This window comes from Nibrella viscosa, from assembly GCF_039541875.1.
In the GTDB taxonomy this organism is placed as follows: domain Bacteria; phylum Bacteroidota; class Bacteroidia; order Cytophagales; family Spirosomataceae; genus Nibrella; species Nibrella viscosa.
Genome location: NZ_BAABHB010000001.1, coordinates 512,914 through 531,266 on the forward strand (window position 1 = coordinate 512,914; position 18,353 = coordinate 531,266).

General features: G+C 54.6%; 16 protein-coding genes. 11 read left to right on the plus strand and 5 right to left on the minus strand.

Annotation, left to right across the window (positions count from 1 at the left end):
• The first annotated feature begins 44 nt into the window (after positions 1 to 44).
• Positions 45 to 308: a LytR/AlgR family response regulator transcription factor gene (locus tag ABD931_RS02190; protein WP_345263491.1), complete on the plus strand. Its 264-nt coding sequence runs from the start codon at positions 45 to 47 to the stop codon at positions 306 to 308.
• Positions 309 to 316: 8 nt separating this feature from the next.
• Here the strand turns inward: ABD931_RS02190 and ABD931_RS02195 are convergent, their stop codons facing one another.
• From ABD931_RS02195 to ABD931_RS02210, 4 genes are all read right to left on the minus strand, one after another.
• Positions 317 to 1,690, minus strand: a complete 1,374-nt coding sequence (locus ABD931_RS02195) for a M24 family metallopeptidase (protein WP_345263493.1) — start codon at positions 1,688 to 1,690, stop codon at positions 317 to 319.
• Positions 1,691 to 1,766: 76 nt separating this feature from the next.
• On the minus strand, positions 1,767 to 2,273 hold the full coding sequence (locus tag ABD931_RS02200; protein ID WP_345263495.1) for an HPP family protein: 507 nt from the start codon (positions 2,271 to 2,273) through the stop codon (positions 1,767 to 1,769).
• A 62-nt stretch (positions 2,274 to 2,335) separates the two neighbouring features.
• Positions 2,336 to 3,865, minus strand: a complete 1,530-nt coding sequence (locus ABD931_RS02205; RefSeq protein WP_345263497.1) for a malate:quinone oxidoreductase — start codon at positions 3,863 to 3,865, stop codon at positions 2,336 to 2,338.
• A gap of 204 nt (positions 3,866 to 4,069) precedes the next feature.
• Complete coding sequence (locus ABD931_RS02210; RefSeq protein WP_345263499.1) at positions 4,070 to 5,776, minus strand: DUF6909 family protein; 1,707 nt, start codon at positions 5,774 to 5,776, stop codon at positions 4,070 to 4,072.
• Between the two features lie 87 nt (positions 5,777 to 5,863).
• Between ABD931_RS02210 and ABD931_RS02215 the strand changes: the two genes are divergently transcribed.
• Positions 5,864 to 6,859, plus strand: a complete 996-nt coding sequence (locus tag ABD931_RS02215) for a DUF1028 domain-containing protein (RefSeq protein WP_345263501.1) — start codon at positions 5,864 to 5,866, stop codon at positions 6,857 to 6,859.
• A 26-nt stretch (positions 6,860 to 6,885) separates the two neighbouring features.
• Here ABD931_RS02215 and ABD931_RS02220 read toward each other — a convergent pair whose 3' ends face one another.
• Positions 6,886 to 7,872 carry an aldo/keto reductase gene (locus ABD931_RS02220; RefSeq protein WP_345263503.1) on the minus strand — a complete coding sequence of 329 codons (987 nt, stop codon included), beginning with the start codon at positions 7,870 to 7,872 and terminating at the stop codon, positions 6,886 to 6,888.
• Between the two features lie 109 nt (positions 7,873 to 7,981).
• Between ABD931_RS02220 and ABD931_RS02225 the strand changes: the two genes are divergently transcribed.
• The 9 genes from ABD931_RS02225 (at position 7,982) to ABD931_RS02265 (ending at position 18,336) form a co-directional block, all read left to right on the plus strand.
• Positions 7,982 to 8,785 carry a sulfite exporter TauE/SafE family protein gene (locus tag ABD931_RS02225; protein ID WP_345263505.1) on the plus strand — a complete coding sequence of 268 codons (804 nt, stop codon included), beginning with the start codon at positions 7,982 to 7,984 and terminating at the stop codon, positions 8,783 to 8,785.
• 84 nt (positions 8,786 to 8,869) lie between these two features.
• Positions 8,870 to 10,288 (plus strand): MBL fold metallo-hydrolase, encoded by a 1,419-nt coding sequence (locus tag ABD931_RS02230; RefSeq protein ID WP_345264456.1) that lies wholly within the window; start codon positions 8,870 to 8,872, stop codon positions 10,286 to 10,288.
• 74 nt (positions 10,289 to 10,362) lie between these two features.
• A complete protein-coding gene (locus tag ABD931_RS02235) occupies positions 10,363 to 10,935 on the plus strand; it encodes a YeeE/YedE family protein (RefSeq protein WP_345263507.1) in 573 nt (190 codons plus the stop codon).
• A gap of 20 nt (positions 10,936 to 10,955) precedes the next feature.
• The gene (locus tag ABD931_RS02240) at positions 10,956 to 11,438 is read left to right on the plus strand and encodes a YeeE/YedE family protein (RefSeq protein ID WP_345263509.1); all 483 of its coding nucleotides are present in this window, start codon (positions 10,956 to 10,958) and stop codon (positions 11,436 to 11,438) included.
• A gap of 93 nt (positions 11,439 to 11,531) precedes the next feature.
• Positions 11,532 to 12,464, plus strand: coding sequence for a hypothetical protein (locus ABD931_RS02245; protein WP_345263511.1), 933 nt, complete (start codon positions 11,532 to 11,534; stop codon positions 12,462 to 12,464).
• A 72-nt stretch (positions 12,465 to 12,536) separates the two neighbouring features.
• A complete protein-coding gene (locus ABD931_RS02250; protein WP_345263513.1) occupies positions 12,537 to 13,475 on the plus strand; it encodes a DUF2279 domain-containing protein in 939 nt (312 codons plus the stop codon).
• A gap of 107 nt (positions 13,476 to 13,582) precedes the next feature.
• The gene (locus tag ABD931_RS02255) at positions 13,583 to 15,712 is read left to right on the plus strand and encodes a M3 family metallopeptidase (protein ID WP_370469298.1); all 2,130 of its coding nucleotides are present in this window, start codon (positions 13,583 to 13,585) and stop codon (positions 15,710 to 15,712) included.
• A 158-nt stretch (positions 15,713 to 15,870) separates the two neighbouring features.
• A complete protein-coding gene (locus ABD931_RS02260) occupies positions 15,871 to 17,073 on the plus strand; it encodes an ATP-binding protein (protein WP_345263515.1) in 1,203 nt (400 codons plus the stop codon).
• A gap of 141 nt (positions 17,074 to 17,214) precedes the next feature.
• Positions 17,215 to 18,336, plus strand: a complete 1,122-nt coding sequence (locus tag ABD931_RS02265; protein ID WP_345263517.1) for a hypothetical protein — start codon at positions 17,215 to 17,217, stop codon at positions 18,334 to 18,336.
• Positions 18,337 to 18,353: the final 17 nt, after the last annotated feature.

Genomic DNA, 18,353 nt, shown 5'->3' on the forward strand with positions numbered 1-18,353 from the left:
CAACTGATTCGTGACCGGGAAACTTGGTCTGTGACAAACGCCTTTTGTCACGTAATTGCTGTGCAATCGAAAGTCTGGAAAACTACCTCAGGATTTTCACGAAGACGAAAACCTACATTACCCGGCTGACCTTGAAAGAAGCCAAGGCCCGGTTGCCCAGGCGGCTGTTTGTCCGGATCAGCCGGTCGCATATTGTCAACATCGCCCATGCCGTACGGGTAGACCAGGATCTGGTGCGCGTGGGCGGGAAGGAACTCCGGATCGGTAAGGTATACAAACGGCATGTATTGGAACAGTTACCGGGCTAACCGGTCACCTACTTTACATATCCCAACTTTCTTGGAATGGTGTAGATCTCCGTCTGCCGGCCGTCGATATAGCGGAACTGCCTGCCGTCGAAATAGCCGTCTTCTTCCAGCATGATGCGGACGGTCTTTTTCCATTCCGGTATCTCCACGGCTGCGTTCAGTTCGATGGAGTAGGCGGTGTTGGCAAACAAGGGGTAATCGCCGGGGCCGGGTACGCCCTGCTGCTGATCCCACATGCCAATGGTCGGGCCGGCTGCGTGGCCGTGTACGCCAATGGGGTGGGTGTAAATAGTGCCCAGAATCCCTTCTTTCCTGGCCTGGTCCAATGCTTCTTTCAGGATTTGATTACCTGATTTGCCGGCCTGAAAGCGTTCAGTCAGGATGTCCTGTAGCCGGTTGCCCTGCTGGAAGGCTTTCCGGATGGATTCCGGCACGTCTGTTTCACCCGGTCGGAGAACATAGGCGTGCTGCTGCTGGTCGGTGTTCAGGCGGAGGTAGGTGATGCCGAAGTCGACGTGGAGCAGGTCGCCGGGCATAATCACTTCACCGGATGGTCGCTTGGCAAAGGTGCGCAGGTGGTCGAAGCGGGCGGCATCGGCCCGCTGAATATCGACGGTGGGGTGGAACCAGGTATCCAGGCCCAGGTAGGTGATGCGCTGCCGGAACCACCAGACCACGTCGTCGGTCGTCGTAACACCGGGCTGGATGACCTGCTCCGAAAAGCCTTCCTGTATAATCTGGTGCGACAGCCGGCAGATGAGCGGGTAAATCGCCATCTCCTTTTCGGTGCGGGTCTCCAGCCAGGCTACGGCCAGCCGTTCGGCCGAGACAATGCGTTTCTGGTAGTCGGCCGGCAGTTTTTCCATGAATTCACGCTGTTCGGTAAAGGAGAGGCCGTCGGCATGGGCGTAGTTGGTCGAGAAGTTCAGACCGATCTTTTTCGGCTTACGCTCCCGAATCATATCCACCAGCGCTTCCCACTGATTGGGCTTTGTGTTGATGTCCCAGGCTCCTTTCAGCAGATTACCCACATCGTACCGGGCAATGGCCAGTTTTTCCACTCCCTTATCGGCATCGTCGGTACCGGCTCCTTTATCATAAAAGACCATGATGGTTCGTCGGCGGGCCGACAGCCAGGTAGACGGCAGCATGGTTTTCAGCACCGGGTCTTCGTTGTATTCGCGGGAGATGATCACCCACATATCAATGCCTTCCCGGCGCATCAGTTGCGGCAGCAGGTTGGTGAAGCGGTCTTCCAGAATCTCATCGATCACGCGGGCACGTTCGCGTTCGTTCAGAATGGCGGTGGGGGATTGGCCGAACGTCAGCTGGCCGGCTATCAGGCAGAGAAGTGTAAAGAGAAGTGGTAAACGGCAGGTCATACGAAGTCTATTTGGACCTGAATATAGCAAATAGACACATATCCCCGTATCCTGGAATGTAATTCCGGTTTTACACTCACTTCCGGCGCAGCCGTGTCAGCAGCCACAGGAGAAACCGCTGCAACAGAACCAGTACAAGGATAATACCCAGCGCCAGAGCGAACAGGATGAGGTTGTTTTCGTTACCGGCCTTAAAGGCAAAGCTCAGCGAGGTGGCAACGGCCGGCGGATGCACCACATCGGCAACGATCATTAGTACAATCGTCAGAATCATGGCTAAGCCTCCTGCCAGATAGCTGGGGCCGAGAAAGACAAAGGTGACCAGCCCAATAATGGCGGCTGTCATCTGCGAAATAAGCAGTGTCCGAACGGTGTTGGTGCCGTGTCCGGGGTCGAGATAGATCAGGAAGGCGCTGGATGCCAGCGACGCAAACAGCAGCCGTTGCCGGCTGAGAATTTCAACAAACGCAAAGACTACCAGGACAACAGCCGTTGGGGCAAAGGCCAGCATCAACTCATCTTTTAGCTCTAGCCGCCGTCGGCTCTGTCGGTTGGCACCTTTTATTGGTTTTAAGCTTTTCATGTTTGTTGACCGGAGTTGTACTCCGGGTCTCCGCAAAAACCGGAATACAACTCCGGTCTACATCACCTTGTCACTTCAGGAATAGGTTCGATATTCGGCAAGTCTAGTACCCGGCTGGTATACTCCCGAACCTGCTGCGTCAGTTGGGCGTCTTTCGCCAGGGATTTGCCGAACGACAGAATCATCTCCTTCAGCTTCCGCTGCCAGGGTTCCGACTGCATCTGTTCGGGAAAACAGCGCTTCAGCAGGTCCAGCATAATAGACACCGCCGTGGACGCACCGGGCGACGCGCCCAGTAGGGCGGCAATGCTCCCATCGGCGGCACTGACTACCTCCGTGCCGAATTCGAGAACACCCCCTTCTTCTTCGTCTTTCTTGATGACCTGCACACGCTGGCCGGCTACTTCCAGCTCCCAATCCTCCATGCTGGCGTTGGGGAAATAGTCACGCAGCGCCGATAGCCGGTCGTCGGGCGACTGAAACACCTGCTGAATCAGATAGCGGGTGAGCGGTACGTTGTGCAGACCGGCCATCAGCATCGGGGCAATGTTGGTCATCTGGATCGACTTCGGCAGGTCCATGTACGAGCCATGCTTCAGGAACTTGGTCGAGAAGCCGGCGTACGGGCCAAACAGCAGTTCTTTCTTGCCGTTGATCATGCGTGTATCGAGGTGGGGTACCGACATCGGAGGAGACCCTACGGCCGCTTTTCCGTATACCTTGGCCTGATGCCGTTCGATGATGTCGCGGTTGAGGCATTTCAGCCATTGACCGCTGACGGGGAAACCACCGTAGCCCCGGCTCTCAGGAATATCCGATTTCTCGAGCAGCCGCAGCGAACCGCCACCGGCCCCGATGAAGAGAAACCCGGCCCGTACATCGCGTACATCTCCGGTTGTCACGTTCTCCACCCGGATTTTCCAGCCCCCCTGACTTTTGGAACGCCACAGATCCCGCACCTCGTGGGCAAAGTACAGGTTGATGCCCTCCATGCGCTGCAACTGGTAGAACATGGCGCGGGTGAGGGCGCCAAAGTTTACGTCTGTGCCGATGTCCATCCGGGTAGCGGCTACGCGCTGGCTGGGCTCGCGGCCTTCCATCACCAGCGGCACCCAGTTGGCGACCTGGTCGGGGTCTTCGGTGTACTTCATGCCGTGGAAGAGGTGCGACTGCATCAGCGCTTCGAACCGCTTCCGGAGGTACTCGACGTTGGCGTCGCCCCACACAAAACTCATGTGCGGAATCGGCCGGATGAAGTTGGCGTCGCTGAGGAATCCCTGTTCCACCAGAAACGCCCAGAATTGCTTCGAAATCTCAAAGGATTCGGCAATCTTGACGGCTTTGGCGGTTTCGATGGAGCCGTCGGGGTGTTCGGGGGTATAGTTGAGTTCGCAGAACGCGGAGTGGCCGGTGCCGGCATTGTTCCAGGCATCGGAACTTTCGGCGGCTGCCACATCGAGTCGTTCGTAAATATCAATGGTTATATCGGGTTGCAGTTCCTTGAGCAGGACACCGAGCGTTGCGCTCATGATGCCGGCACCGATCAGAATGACATCCGGACCTGCGTTTGAGGAGGTTTTACGTTTAGCCATGCGGGTAGGTTCGTACTTGCTGTTAATGGTAGTTACCAATTCCGGGGACCTGTTGTTCTGAAATTTTATTGCCCAAGCGTAGGTCTCCTGGTCAGGTGAAGAAAGTTCCTGTTTTTGTGAAGCTCCGCCCGCCCCGCTCGTCCCTGTGCTCGTCCGCGATGCAATTGCGGACGAGCAACGTCTCGCATTTAAAGGTGGACGAGCTTAGCCCTCCTTAAAAATCTTCTCCAGGCACTTGACCGTAATCAGATACGTCGGTTTGACACCCAGCGTGCCGAGGCTGCCGGAGGCCAGGGTGGCACCGGTGAGCAGCGGGTTGTCTGATGCGTAATAGGCATAACGGACCTTGACGTTGGCGGGTACGCTGCCGCGTATCTTCGACTGCGCCTGAATGGCTTTCTGGTAATGGGCACCCTCCATTTCCAGCCCGACGGCATTCCAGGAGGAATTCCGAAAGTAGCTTAGGATCTCTTTGTTCTGGAGTGAGGTACCCAGCACCGTAATCATCGCGCCCTCGTACACGCCGATGCCGTGGCCGTCAAAGTCGGCGCTGGTAAAGTCATTATCCAGCGGGTAGTTATCGGCGGTGCCTTCAAAAATGTGGGCGGTCGGGATCATCAGATCGCCTTTGTCGCCGGTCAGGATGCCGGCTTTGCCCATGATGGAGATGGAAGCGACGTTCAGCAGATAGCACTCACTTCCGGGCTCATAGGGTTTTAGTAACTCGTCCATCGTCTCAAACGCCTGTTCCCCGAAGGCGTAGTCCATCACCAGCAGCAGCGGCTGTGTTTTTTTGATGTAGGCCCGGTCGTGGGCAATCTCGGGGGAGAGCGTTTTCAGATCCAGTTTGGCGGTATCGATAAGCTGCACCAGCAGGTTGGTGCCGCCGGTATCGACCAGTTCGTGTAGCCCGTGCGCGAAGGCGTACTCGCGGACCTGGTGGCGGAGTGCCCGCTGGTCAGACTGGCTTAGTTTTAGGGCCAGATCGTACAGGTTTTCCCAGGAGGTAGTACCGGAAAGGGCATGGGGCGCATACAGGCAGTTGATGACGCTGTGCGGATTGGCGCTGATAATGTGAATCGGACGATCCTGCAGGTTGTTCGCCCAGACAAATTCCTTGATGCGGTTGGCCCACCGTTCGCCGTAGAGGTGCTGCCCGATGCGTTCCCGCAGCATAGGGGTGAAGTTGACTTCCCGATCGGCGTTCTCCTGGCGGATTTCCTGCACCGAGACGCTACCTAAGCCATACACAATCTGAAACAGACCGGTATTGGTCCCAGCCGTTTCGGCAAAGCGGAAGTAAGCCCGCTGGGTTTCCTCGAACGTACGGCCCAGTATGGAACTCAGGTAGGTCAGCGCCAGTTCGCGTTCTTCTTCTTCGACGGTGCCGCCCGATTTTACTATGGCCTCCAGTTTTTCCCACTCGCGGGTTTTGCCACCTCGATCCAGAAACACATTGCGCCGGATTTTGTCGGCTTCCATGAACATAAACGTCAGGTGCGTCAGAATGTCGTAAATTTCGCTGCGGCCGTTGGTTACCTCAATCACCATCTGCTCCTGGTCGATGCGGTAGCAGTTGCGACGCCGTTTGGCGGGGATCAGCACCGGAAACTGCGACTGCTCGAAGCCCTCCCGCGATACCAGCGTAATGATCCGGCAGGATTCGATGCCCTTGGGCAGCCGGTCCATGACGTACACCAGGCCGTCCAGTTCCACCCGGTGCGGGTCATTGACGGAGCCGTAGATTTCGGGCCGGAGCGTCAGCAGGGCCTCGCGGATTTCTTCGCCCGACACGCCCGACGGTTTATAAAACCCCCGGTTGAACAGGTGACGCATGGTAATATAAAGCCGCTCGATGGCCACGCGTGATTCCTGGGCGCGGTTGAGCGGGGGCGATTGCGTTAAATTCATAGGTAGCGATGACTGTAAAATTTGGCCGCAAATTACAGCATCTACGGAACACAACCGTAGATTTGGGTTTAACTCTCCATTTCATCAATGCGCAAACTTATTTATCTACTGCTTTTTAGCCCAATCTGTTTACAGGCCCAGCATACCCGAATGGGCCAGAGCCGCCAACCTGAGCCGTTCGCCCATACCTTCTCGATTGTGGCCCGCGACGAGCGCACCGGCGACATGGCCGTAGGGGTGCAAAGTCACTGGTTCTCGGTCGGCACTACTGTCTCCTGGGCTGAGGCCGGGGTTGGGGCCGTGGCCACGCAGTCGTTCGTCAATAAATCATTCGGCATCCGCGGCCTGCAACTGCTGAAGCAGGGCAAAACCGCCCAGCAGGCGCTCGACGCGCTCCTGAAGGACGATGCAGGGCGGGAGGTCCGTCAGGTAGCCATTGTCGATGCCAAAGGCAATGTAGCCGTGCATACCGGTAAAAAGTGCATCGACTATGCCGGTCACCGGAAAGGGAAAAACTACTCCGTACAGGCGAATATGATGCTGACCAGCAAAGTGCCGGATGCCATGGCTACCGCCTTTGAAAAGAATGCTTCGCTACCGTTACAGGAGCGGGTGCTGAAGGCTCTGGAAGCCGCGCAGGGAGCCGGTGGCGACATCCGGGGCAAACAATCGGCGGTGCTGCTGGTGGTACGGGGGAAGTCTACGGGTGCCCCCTGGGATGATAACCACCTGGTCGACCTGCGGGTGGATGACAGCCCGCAACCGCTGCAGGAACTGGCCCGGTTGCTGCGGGTACACCTGGCCTACGAGCACATGAACAACGGCGATCTGGCCATTGAAAAGAACGACATGAAAAGGGCCATGACCGAATACGGAGCTGCCATGAAGCTATTTCCCGACAACCTGGAAATGAAATACTGGACCGCCATCGGGCTTGCCAATTCCAGACAGGTCGCCAAAGCCGCCGACATGCTCCGGTCGATCTACGCCAAAGACCCCAATTGGCGCGAACTCACCCGGCGACTGCCGAAAGTAGGGTTATTGACGGTGTCGGAGAAGGATCTCAAAGAGTTGGTTTGGTAAAGCATACCCCGGCATGTAACTCCGGGCTATTTCTCCCGCATCATCTCCACCACCGGCCGGAAAGCCGTTTCGTATTGCTCCATCACAAAGGCTTTGTCTTCGGGCTTCAAAGTAACTAACCCCTGCGTATTTTTATCCGCCTGATCCGGGGTACGAATGCCGGGAATGATGGTGGAGATTTCCGGAAAGCTGAGAATATAGCTCAGGCTGAATTCGGCCGGGCTGACGTTGTACTGCCGGGCAAGCGCCCAAACCGGTTGCAGCGCATCATTTGACGCCTGAATGATCTCGGGCGTGAGCCGGAAGCTGCGGTGGTCGCTGTCGCTAAAGGTGGTGCTGGTATCGAATTTCCCGGCCAGCAGGCCAAACTGGAGCGGCATCCGGGCGATGATGCCGTAGCCCTGGGCATGCATTTTGGGCAGGTAGGGAAGGATATGCTGGTTCAGTACGTTGAATACCACCTGAAAGCCGTGGCCGATCTGGTGCTTCAGGAAAAAGTCGGCTTCGGGCTCGGGCGCAAACGTGTTGAGGGAAATGCCCCAATAGCGGATTTTGCCCGCCTGCTGCAACTGCTGCATGGCTTCAATGCACTCACCCTGCTCCAGGTGCGCTACTCGGGCGATGTGCAGTTGGTGGTAGTCGATGGTGTCGCGCCGGAGCCGGCGGAGGCTGTCTTCGCAGGCCTGCAGGATGTATTTTTTCGAATAATCGATCTCTACTTTGTTGTCGCCCAGCTTCTGCCCCACTTTAGTTGCAATAAGCACATCGGGGCGGTTACCGAATACCTTGCCAATAAGCGCTTCGGAATGGCCGAGGCCGTAGAAGTCGGCGGTGTCGTAGAAATTGATACCCCGGTCGAGGGCGCGGAGCAGGGCTTTTTCAGACATAGCATCGTCGGTCTCGCCCCAGCCGATGGGCATGGTGCCGGCAAAGGCGGGGCCGCCGATGGCCCAGGCTCCGAAGCCTATTTCGCTCACCTGCAAATCGGTGTTGCCAAAAGAACGGTAGTTCATGGTTGTGGAGTAAAATGGTTTTATCGGTGAAGCAACTAGACTGCTGTGTGACAAATATCACGGAAAAGCCTTTGGCCATCGACTTGTTTTGCTGAAAAAATCAGCAAGTATGAGTACACTCGAAATTATCGGCTTTTCCTCGTCTATCCTTATTGGTATAAGTCTGGGCCTTATGGGTGGGGGCGGTAGTATTCTGACATTGCCGGTTCTGGTTTACATGATGGGCATTAATCCGGTGTTGTCAACCTCTTATTCCCTGTTTGTGGTGGGAACTACCTCGCTGGTGGGTTCGGTCAGCTACATGCGGCACCACCAGGTCAACTATAAAGCCGCCTTTGTCTTCGCGGTACCGTCGTTTCTGGCCGTATACCTTACCCGAAAATACCTGATGCCGGCCATACCTGATCCGATTATCGCCACTGCAGCGTTCTCATTGAGCAAAGACGTGGCCGTTATGATCTTTTTTGCGCTCATCATGCTGGTAGCGGCTACCCGGATGATCAGAGACAAACAGCGGTCGCCGATCGGTCTGGCCGGAGCGAATCCGTTCAATCTGCCCCGGCTTGCCCTGGATGGGGTTCTGGTGGGTATACTGGCCGGTATCGTGGGTGCAGGAGGAGGGTTTCTGATTATTCCGGCGCTGGTGCTGCTGGCCCGTCTGCCCATGAAAATGGCCGTAGGAACTTCTCTGCTGATTATTGCCGTTAATTCGCTGATCGGCTTTTTAAGTGATCTGTCGAACCGTTTGGTCGACTGGCCATTCCTGCTGGAATTTACGGCGCTGTCGGTTGTTGGGATTTTTGCAGGCTCGTATCTGGCTCGCTTTGTACCTGGTCAAAAATTAAAGAAGGCCTTTGGCTACTTTGTGCTCGTAATGGGTGTTTATATTCTGGCCAAAGAAACCCTGTTCTGATAGCCGGCTCCTGTGACAAATGTTACAGACCGGCCTCTCAATATACATTACCTTTGTGTCATTCAATAAACACTGTGAACCGTGATGAAAATAGAACAGATATATACCGGCTGCCTGGCGCAGGGAGCCTATTACATTGAAAGTGAAGGTGAAGTTGCGATTATTGACCCTTTACGCGAGGTAAAACCCTACATCGACCGCGCCGGGCGGGCGGGGGCTACCATCAGATATGTGCTGGAAACGCATTTCCACGCCGACTTTGTATCGGGGCACCTGGACCTGGCCAGAAAGACCGGTGCGGCCATTGTGTACGGCCCCAATGCGCAGACGGGTTTTGAGGCTTATATCGCTCAGGATGGCGAGGAACTGCCGCTGGGTAAGGTAAAAATCCGGGTGTTGCATACACCGGGCCATACCATGGAGTCGACCTGCTACCTGCTGATTGACGAAAACGGCAGGGAAACGGCCCTGTTCAGTGGCGATACCCTGTTTATCGGCGATGTGGGCCGACCCGATCTGGCGCAGAAATCAGACCTGACGATGGAGGATCTGGCCGGTTACCTCTTCGATTCGCTGCGGAATAAAATCATGACCCTGCCCGACGATGTTATCGTTTACCCGGCGCACGGAGCGGGTTCGGCCTGCGGCAAGAATATGAGCAAGGAAACCACCGATACCCTGGGTAATCAGAAGCAGTTCAACTATGCGCTTCGGGCTGATATGACCCGCGAAGAATTTATCAAAGAAGTAACCGATGGTCTGCTGGCTCCGCCGAAGTATTTCCCGCAAAACGTCATGCTGAACAAACAGGGCTACGAAAGCATCGATACCGTGTTGAAACGGGGAGCTCATCCGCTGGCACCCGACGCCTTTGAAGCAGCCGCTAACGAAACCGGGGCGCTGATCATTGATGTGCGGCAGGCGCAGGACTTCAGCAAAGGGTTCATTCCCAATTCCATTAACATCGGCCTGGGTGGTCAGTTTGCGCCCTGGGTAGGTGCGTTGGTGCCTGATGTCCGGCAGGAACTGCTGCTGGTTTGTGAACCGGGGCAGGAGCAGGAAACCCTGACGCGACTGGCGCGGGTCGGCTATGATCAGGTGCTGGGATACCTGGCGGGCGGATTTGACGCCTGGAAAGCAGCCGGTAAAGAAGTGGATACCATCACGTCGCTTTCGGCCGACGAACTGGCCGATCAACTAGCCAAAGAACCGGTGACGGTAATCGACGTACGCCGGCCGGGTGAATTCGACGGCGAGCATATGGAAGGTGCCAAAAACCTGCCGCTCGACTACATCAGCGAGCATATGGCGGAGTTTCCGAAAGATGAGACGTTCTACGTTCACTGCGCGGGCGGTTACCGGTCCATGATGGCCGCGTCGATCCTGAAGGCGAGGGGCTACGACAATGTCATCGACATAGCGGGTGGATTCGCAGCTATGCAGAAAACCGGCCGAATTAAAACCACTGATTACGTTTGCCCGACTACGTTAAAGAATAATTAATTAGTGGGCTGGGTCAGTAGAGGTTGCCACGGCTATTCATCAGGCAACTATTGAACCACTCAACCACTCAGTTTATGGAAATACTTGAATTTATCAAAAGGCCCTGGCCATGGTACGTGGCGGGGCCGCTCATCGGCCTTACGGTGCCGGTATTGTTGTTGATCGGCAACAAATCGTTCGGCATATCATCATCGCTTCGCCATATCTGCGCGGCCTGTTTACCGGCCAAAATCCCGTTCTTTCAGTACAACTGGAGGAGAGAGGTCTGGAACCTGTTCTTTGTGGCAGGCGTATTGGTCGGTGGTTTTCTGGCTGCGCAATTCCTGGCTAACCCCGCAGCCATTCAACTGTCAGCCGCTACGATTGCTGATCTGCAGGCCCTGGGAATTCAGAATTTCTCCGGGCTGATGCCTTCCGATTTGTTTGATGTTGCCAATCTGTTTACCCTTAAAGGCCTGGTGTTTTTTGTGGCAGGAGGGTTCCTGGTAGGTTTTGGTACGCGCTGGGCGGGCGGCTGTACATCCGGACACGCCATCATGGGACTGTCGAACCTCCAATGGCCATCACTGGTGGCAACCTGTTGTTTTATGGCTGGAGGTTTTGCGATGACGCATCTGATTCTGCCCCATCTAATGAAATTGTTCTAATCAAGTACGGAAAAAGACTCATGCAAAAAGTAGAGATTCCTGAGGCACTGGTGGACGACGCGCCCAACGATATGCAGAAAAAGGAGGGTTGGACCGCTAACCTCAAATACATGATCGTTGGCATTATGTTCGGTATCGTGTTTGTAAAGGCCGAGATCATTTCGTGGTTCCGCATTCAGGAGATGTTTCGCCTGCAAAGCTTCCACATGTACGGCGTCATTGGTTCGGCCATTGTTGTAGGCATGATTTCCGTGTGGCTTATTAAGCGATACAACATTAAAACCATATCCGGTGAAACGGTGGTGTTTCACCCCAAGACGTTTAACCGGGGGCAGATCTTCGGTGGATTGCTGTTTGGACTGGGCTGGGCTATTACAGGTGCCTGTCCGGGACCGTTGTTTGCCCAGATCGGCAGCGGGTATGTGGTAGTGCTGGTAACGTTGCTGAGTGCTATTGCCGGTACCTGGACGTACGGTTATCTGCGCGATCGATTGCCGCATTAAACCAAGGTTATAATCAGCAGTAAAGCGGTAGCGGGAAAAGCTGTTACCGCTTTTTTACTTACTTTTCGGGGCATGACCCTAAATCGTTCGTATATGACGTCACTTCTCCGCCTTTCGCTTCTGTTTTTCATGGCTTTGTTCAGCCAGTGCCAGACCCGTTTTACTCCTGACGTACCCGATGCTGTTACGCCATCGGCCGCCCGCAAAAATACCGTGCAGGAGGCTGTTACGCCGGCGGTATACAAGGGGGTGTACATTGATGGCTTTGCAACTATCCTGGGTAATGCTACCAAAGAAAATACGCTGCTGGACTGGTGCGTCAAACACGGGTTCAACGCTATCAGCGTATATGATCTGAACACCATTATGGCCAATGGACGGTATGCGCAACTGGCTAAATTCAACAAGAAGGCCCATGCTACCTACGGCATTGCGCAGATAGCCGCCGTGCGGGGTACCGCTGCCAACTTCACCCAGAATGCGCAGTACGACGCCGGCCGGACAGACCTGCAGGAGCGGTTCGATGTCTATAACCTCGAAAACGAATGGTGGAACAACGGCCCTGCCTGCGACTTTGGCTGCTACACGGGTATCCTGCAGTCGTTAAAATCAACAGCCAAGGCGGCTAACCCGCCCATGATCTCAGAGGCTTACATCGGGTGGTTTCTGAACCCGACCGGTCAGGACCTGTACCAGGCCAGTACGCTGGTGAGCAATCTGGACCGGATTCTGGTGCACGATTACCGCAAAGCACCGGATTTTGGGTACATGCAGGAGCGCCTGTCGTACCTGGGCCGGGCTGCCCAGAGCCAGAACCGGGTTATGGACGTGATCGTGCTGTTTAGTGCCGAGTCGGCCTTTATGTTCAATTATTACAGCACCAAAGGGCAGAACAAAACCTTTGGCGATGCGTACGCTGCTATTGTTACCCAGTTCAACGCAGCCAATTTCGACGGTAAGGCCAACATCCGGCTTATTGGCTATCAGGTGTTTGCCTACTCGTTCGCCAAAAGCGCCCGGCCGTAAAGCCGGTCAGATGCATACCAGAGAGGCACAGGTGGGCGCTTGTGCCTCATTTTTTTGTGGTTACTTTGCCCTATGAATAGTCGCGTTGTGAAGCTACTTCTGCTGTGGACGGCACTGCTGGTGCTGACGCAGCCGTCTTTTGCCCAGCCGGTGGTTGCTAACGGGCAGCCGACTCAGGACGGCATCCGGCCGGGCCGGTTTATCGGAGTTGTTGCGGGTACGGCCTTGTTTTATGGCGTAACGCTGGTGATGCTGAAAAAAGCCTGGTACAAGAAAAAAGTTCGCTTTCACGTCTTCAACGACAACCGTGAATGGCTGCAAATGGACAAGGTCGGCCATGCAGCTACGGCCTACTGCATGAGCCGGGGCGGCTACGAACTGATGCGCTGGAGCGGAGTCAGCGAACGGGCCTCTATCCTGACCGGCGGTTTGCTGGCCCTGCTGTTTCAGTCGACCATTGAAGTATACGACGGCTATTCCGAAGGATGGGGATTCTCCAAAGGCGATATGGCGGCCAATGTGGCCGGCACGCTATTGTTTGTGGGGCAGCAGTATGGGTATGGCGAGCAGAAAGTGGCGATTAAATACGGTTTCCAGAAAAGTATTTACCCACCTTACCGCCCTGAATTGCTTGGTCGCAAAACGGGTGTGCAGATGCTGAAAGATTATAACGCCCAGCAGTACTGGCTGTCGCTGAATCTGGCGTCGGTGCTGCCGGTGGGTCCCAGCTTTCCGCGCTGGCTGAATCTGAGCGTTGGCTACAGCGGCAGCGGCATGATTGGCGGGCACGAAAACCCGGTCGTTTACGATAAAGACGGCCGGGAGGTGAAATTTGAACGGTACCGGCAGTTTTATATCTCGCCCGATGCCGACCTGTCACGACTGCCGGTGAATCCCTCGTTGCAGCGGTTTATCGGTACGGCACAATTCTTTAAGATTCCGGCTCCCTCTGTCGAGTTCAACCGGATACATAAGGTGCGGTTCCATCCCCTGTTCCTGCGGCAGGACTAAGCGCCTGCCGTTCAACCCGTGAGGGAACCTTTTATCTACTCGCTGCTTTTAGAGAAGTAGGTTTGCCGGTAAATTTCCGGTTTGGCAAACTGCTTCAACAAACCAGTATGTTATCTCTACAAAAACTAACCAGTATCGGGCTGGTCGTGGCGGCACTGAGCCCCGCCGTTCAGGCCCAGCCCGCTCCCGACAAAACCAAGATGAGTGAGAACCCGTTTTTGCAATCGTACCGCACTCCGCACGAAACGGTACCGTTCGACAAAATCAAGAACGAACACTACCTGCCGGCCTTGAAAATCGCCATTGAGCAGGGTAAGAAAGAGGTGGATGCCATTGCCGAAAACCCGGCTAAGCCAACCTTTGAGAACACCATCGTCGCCCTGGAACGGGCCGGTGAGCAGGTCAGTAAGGTGTCCTCGGTGATGTTCAACCTGAACAGCTCTGAAACCTCGCCCGAACTACAGGCCATTGTACGGGAAGCGTCGCCCTTGCTGACCGAGTACGGCAACGACATCTCGCTGAACGAAAAGCTTTTTGCGCGGGTAAAGGCTGTGTATGAGCAGCGCGACAAACTGAAGCTGGACCCGGAGAGCAAAATGCTGCTGGAGAAATCGTACAAAGGCTTTGCCCGCAACGGGGCCAACCTGAGCCCGGCGGATAAGGAGAAGTACCGGGAAATCAGCAAGGAACTGTCACAGTTGTCGCTCAAGTTCGGCGAGAACGTCCTGAACGAGACCAACGAGTACACACTGGAGATCACCGACGAAAAAGACCTTGCCGGCCTGCCCGATTTCGCCCGCGAAGCAGCTAAACAAACGGCAAAACAGAAGGGCAAAGAGGGCTGGGTGTTCACCCTCCAGGCTCCGAGTTACCTGCCGTTTATGCAGTATGCCGAAAACCGCGACCTGCGTAAAAAACTGTTCCTGGCCTACAACTCACGCGGTTTCCAGAGCAACAAGAACAACAACGAGCAGACCATTCAGCGGCTGGTACAACTTCGCTATGAGCGGGCCAAACTGCTGGGCTATAACACCCACGCCGATTATATGCTCGAAGACCGCATGGCCAATTCCAACAAGCGCGTGCAGGAGTTCCTCGACGAAATGCTGGGCTACTCCAAGCCCGTTGCCGAGAAGCAACTGGCTGAACTGACCGCTTATGCCAAATCGAAAGGCTTCACCGGTGATCAGATCGAAAACTGGGATTACAGCTTCTACGCCGAGAAGCTGAAAAAGGAGCGCTACGACCTGGACGATGAAATGCTGAAGCCTTACTTTAAGCTGGAGAACGTGCTGAACGGAGCCTTCACCGTCGCCAACAAACTGTACGGCATTACCTTCAAGGAGAACAAAGACATTCCGGTGTACAACCCGGAGGTGAAAGCCTACGAGGTGTACGACGAAAACGGCAAATTTCTGGCCGTGTTTTACGGTGACTTTCACCCCCGCCCCGGCAAACGCGCCGGTGCCTGGATGAACGGCATCCGGGGTCAGGAGATCGTGAATGGTGTAAACATCCGTCCGCATGTGTTGAACGTTTGTAATTTCACCCGGCCGACAGAGACTAGACCTTCCTTGCTGACCTTCAACGAAGTAACCACGCTGTTCCATGAGTTTGGGCATGGCTTGCACGGTATGCTGGCCAACGGTAAATACAAGAGCCTGTCGGGTACGAGCGTCGCCTGGGATTTTGTGGAACTGCCCTCGCAGGTGATGGAGAACTGGTGCTACGAACCCGAAGCCTTGCGCCTGTTTGCGAAGCACTACCAGACCGGCGAAGTGATTCCGCAGGAACTGATCGATAAGATTCGCGCCAGCCAGAACTTCCTGGCCGGCATCGCCAACCTGCGTCAGGTACGGCTGGGTATGGTGGATATGTACTGGCACAGCCAGAAACCGACGGGCGAATCGGTATCTGACGTGGAGAAGAAAGTAGACGAAAAAACGAAATTGTTTCCGACGGCTCCGGGTGTGGCCATCAGTACGGCGTTCTCACACATCTTCGCCGGTGGGTATTCGTCAGGTTATTACAGTTATAAGTGGTCGGAAGTGCTGGATGCCGATGCGTTTGAAGCCTTCAAGGAGAAAGGCATTTTCAACCGCGAGGTAGCCACCAAATTCCGCAAGAACGTGCTGGAGAAAGGCGGCACTGAGAAGCCGATGGAACTCTACAAGAAGTTCCGGGGCCGCGAACCCTCACCGCAGGCGATGCTGCGCCGGAGTGGCCTGGTATTGTAGTCTTGAACCTGGATCTTAACAGGATTTAACGGATTAACAGGATGCTGTTGATCAGGAGGGAAGTCGGTGATGAGCCGGCTTCTTTTTTTGTGATGCTATGAAATCTGAAAATTATCCGATATTTTTAACGAAAATCTGAAAAATATCGGATAATTTTCATGATACGGCGAAAAAGGTACGATGATTTGAGATCTCATCTCCGTAAGCGGGAACATACTATTCTTATTGGGGCCAGACAAACCGGAAAGTCTACGTTGTTGGCTCAGGTTGCTGAAACCCTGGCGGCAGAGGGCGAAACCGTTGTTTCGCTTAATCTGGAGCGGAAGGAAATTTTGCTTGATCTCAATCAGAGTCCTGATAATCTGTTCCGTTACATTCCTCAAAATCGACCGCAGAGGGTTTATGTCCTAATTGACGAAATCCAGTATCTTAGCGATCCAACGAATTTTCTGAAGCTGCTCTACGATGAATATGCCGATTGGCTCAAAGTAGTTGCTACCGGCAGCAGTGCTTTTTACATTGACCGTCAGTTTCGGGATTCTCTGGCGGGCCGTAAGCGGATTTTTGACTTACAAACTCTTGACTTTGAAGAGTTTTTGCTGTTCAAAAATCAGGAAAATTTAGCCGGTGAACTTCGATTGCTCCGGGCCGGCGATTTGCAGAAATCAGTGCTGGAAGTACAGCTTTGGACGGCGCTGGAAGAGTATATGACCTATGGCGGCTACCCCGCCGTGGTGCTTGAACCGAACGAAGCCGACAAACAGGAGCGATTGCGGGAACTGCGGGATTCGTTCGTGAACCGGGATATCCTGGAAGCGGGGATCACCGATGAAACTAAGTTTTACCGGCTGCTGATTCTGCTGGCCTCCCAAACCGGTAACCTGCTTAATACGAACGAACTGGCTACTACGCTGCGACTAACCCACGCCACTACTGACGAGTATTTGTATGTTCTCCAGAAATGTTTTCACATCAGCCTGGTGCGTCCTTTTTTTCAGAATCTGCGCAAAGAACTTATCAAAATGCCGAAGGTTTACCTTAATGATCTGGGGCTTCGTAACGTACTTATCAACTACTTCGCCCCGCTCGAACAAAGGGCCGACAAAGGGGCCTTGCTCGAAAATTATGTCTACCGTCGGCTAACGGAGCAATATCCCAATGACCAGGTCAAATTCTGGCGTACCGCCGACGGCAACGAAGTGGATTTTGTCGTAGAAGAAACCGGACTGGGAGGCAAAGCCATTGAAGTAAAATTTAGTGCAACTGAAGCCAGCCCTACTAAATACCGAAAATTCACGGAAACCTATCCTGCTTTTCCCCTTCAGTTTTATACCTGGCGCGATATGAATCTACTGCTTTGATAAGGATAGTGGTAACGGACATGCCAAAGCTAAAAATCGGAGCATCGGCGGCATCGGTTTGACATAAAATGGTGACGGGTGCCAGCGTTTGCGGCAGAATTATCGTCTGGGGTTGAAGAGGAAACCTTAGACACACTTCTTATGAAAACGGTAGTTCACGTTAATTACCGCCTGGCGGTGGCCCTGACCCTACACGGGCTGATAATCGGGTGCGGACAAAAGCAGACCGAGGTGAGCAAGGCAGAGACCGATTGCCGGCTACAGCAGGTAATAGTAACCCGCAAACCCGGCAACTCCACCACCGCAAGTACGGAGCAGACCAGCTATGTATATGACGCTCAGGGCCGCGTGACCGGCACCACCTTTACCAACGCCGATGCATCTGGCAGTGGCGTCAGGTCGTCGGTGACGTATGCGTATAATGCCGACGGCTTTCTGGACCGGTCGGAGTACCAGTGGAGTTCTCAGGCGCGGCTGGGTTCGGGTGGGGTACAGAATTATACCAAAACGGCTACCACCCGCTACAGCTACACCAACAGACGGCTGACCGGCTATACCGTCGAAAGTAGCGGTACCATTGTGCCTACCATGACGCTGAAAGCGGCTTATACCTACACCGCATCCGGTGAACTGATGACCGAAAGCCTGACAACCACCTACCAGTATGACCCGGCCGTGAAGGAAATTCCCTCAGTACCCAGCGGATTTCAGCAAAGCTGGACGTATTCGGGCGGAAAGCTGACCGATTATGTGGAGAAATCCGGCTCGGTCGAGACGCACCCGTACACGATTCAGAATGGCCTGGTTACGAGGTATGCGTTTCAGGGCGGATACAGTACCTATCAGTACGACAGCGGGCAGCGCCTGACAAAATTCGAGTCTTTCTCGGGCAACACGCTGAACCACTATTACACCTTTGAGTACAGTGAAGGTAAGCCCGCCCTGGCAGCCAGACCCGGCTTTACCGGTGTTCCCGATGCCGCTATGGCGCTGCCGGCGGATATACTGGCGTTGACCGGACGCATTCCGGCGGGGCGGGGGCCGTTTGGGCAGCCGGGGGTGGTGAAGCGGTACCGGTTTTACGCCAATTATACCGGTGGGGAGGTCATCCCGCTGACCGATATGGTGTATGCCAGTCAACTTAATAGTCAGGGATTTGTCGGCAGCCAGACCATTGACATGCGGGACTTAACACCGGGCATGCCCGCGTCGATGGCAACAACGGCCATTACGGAGACCTATACCTATTCAAATTGCCGCTAACTTTAGCGCAGCCGTTA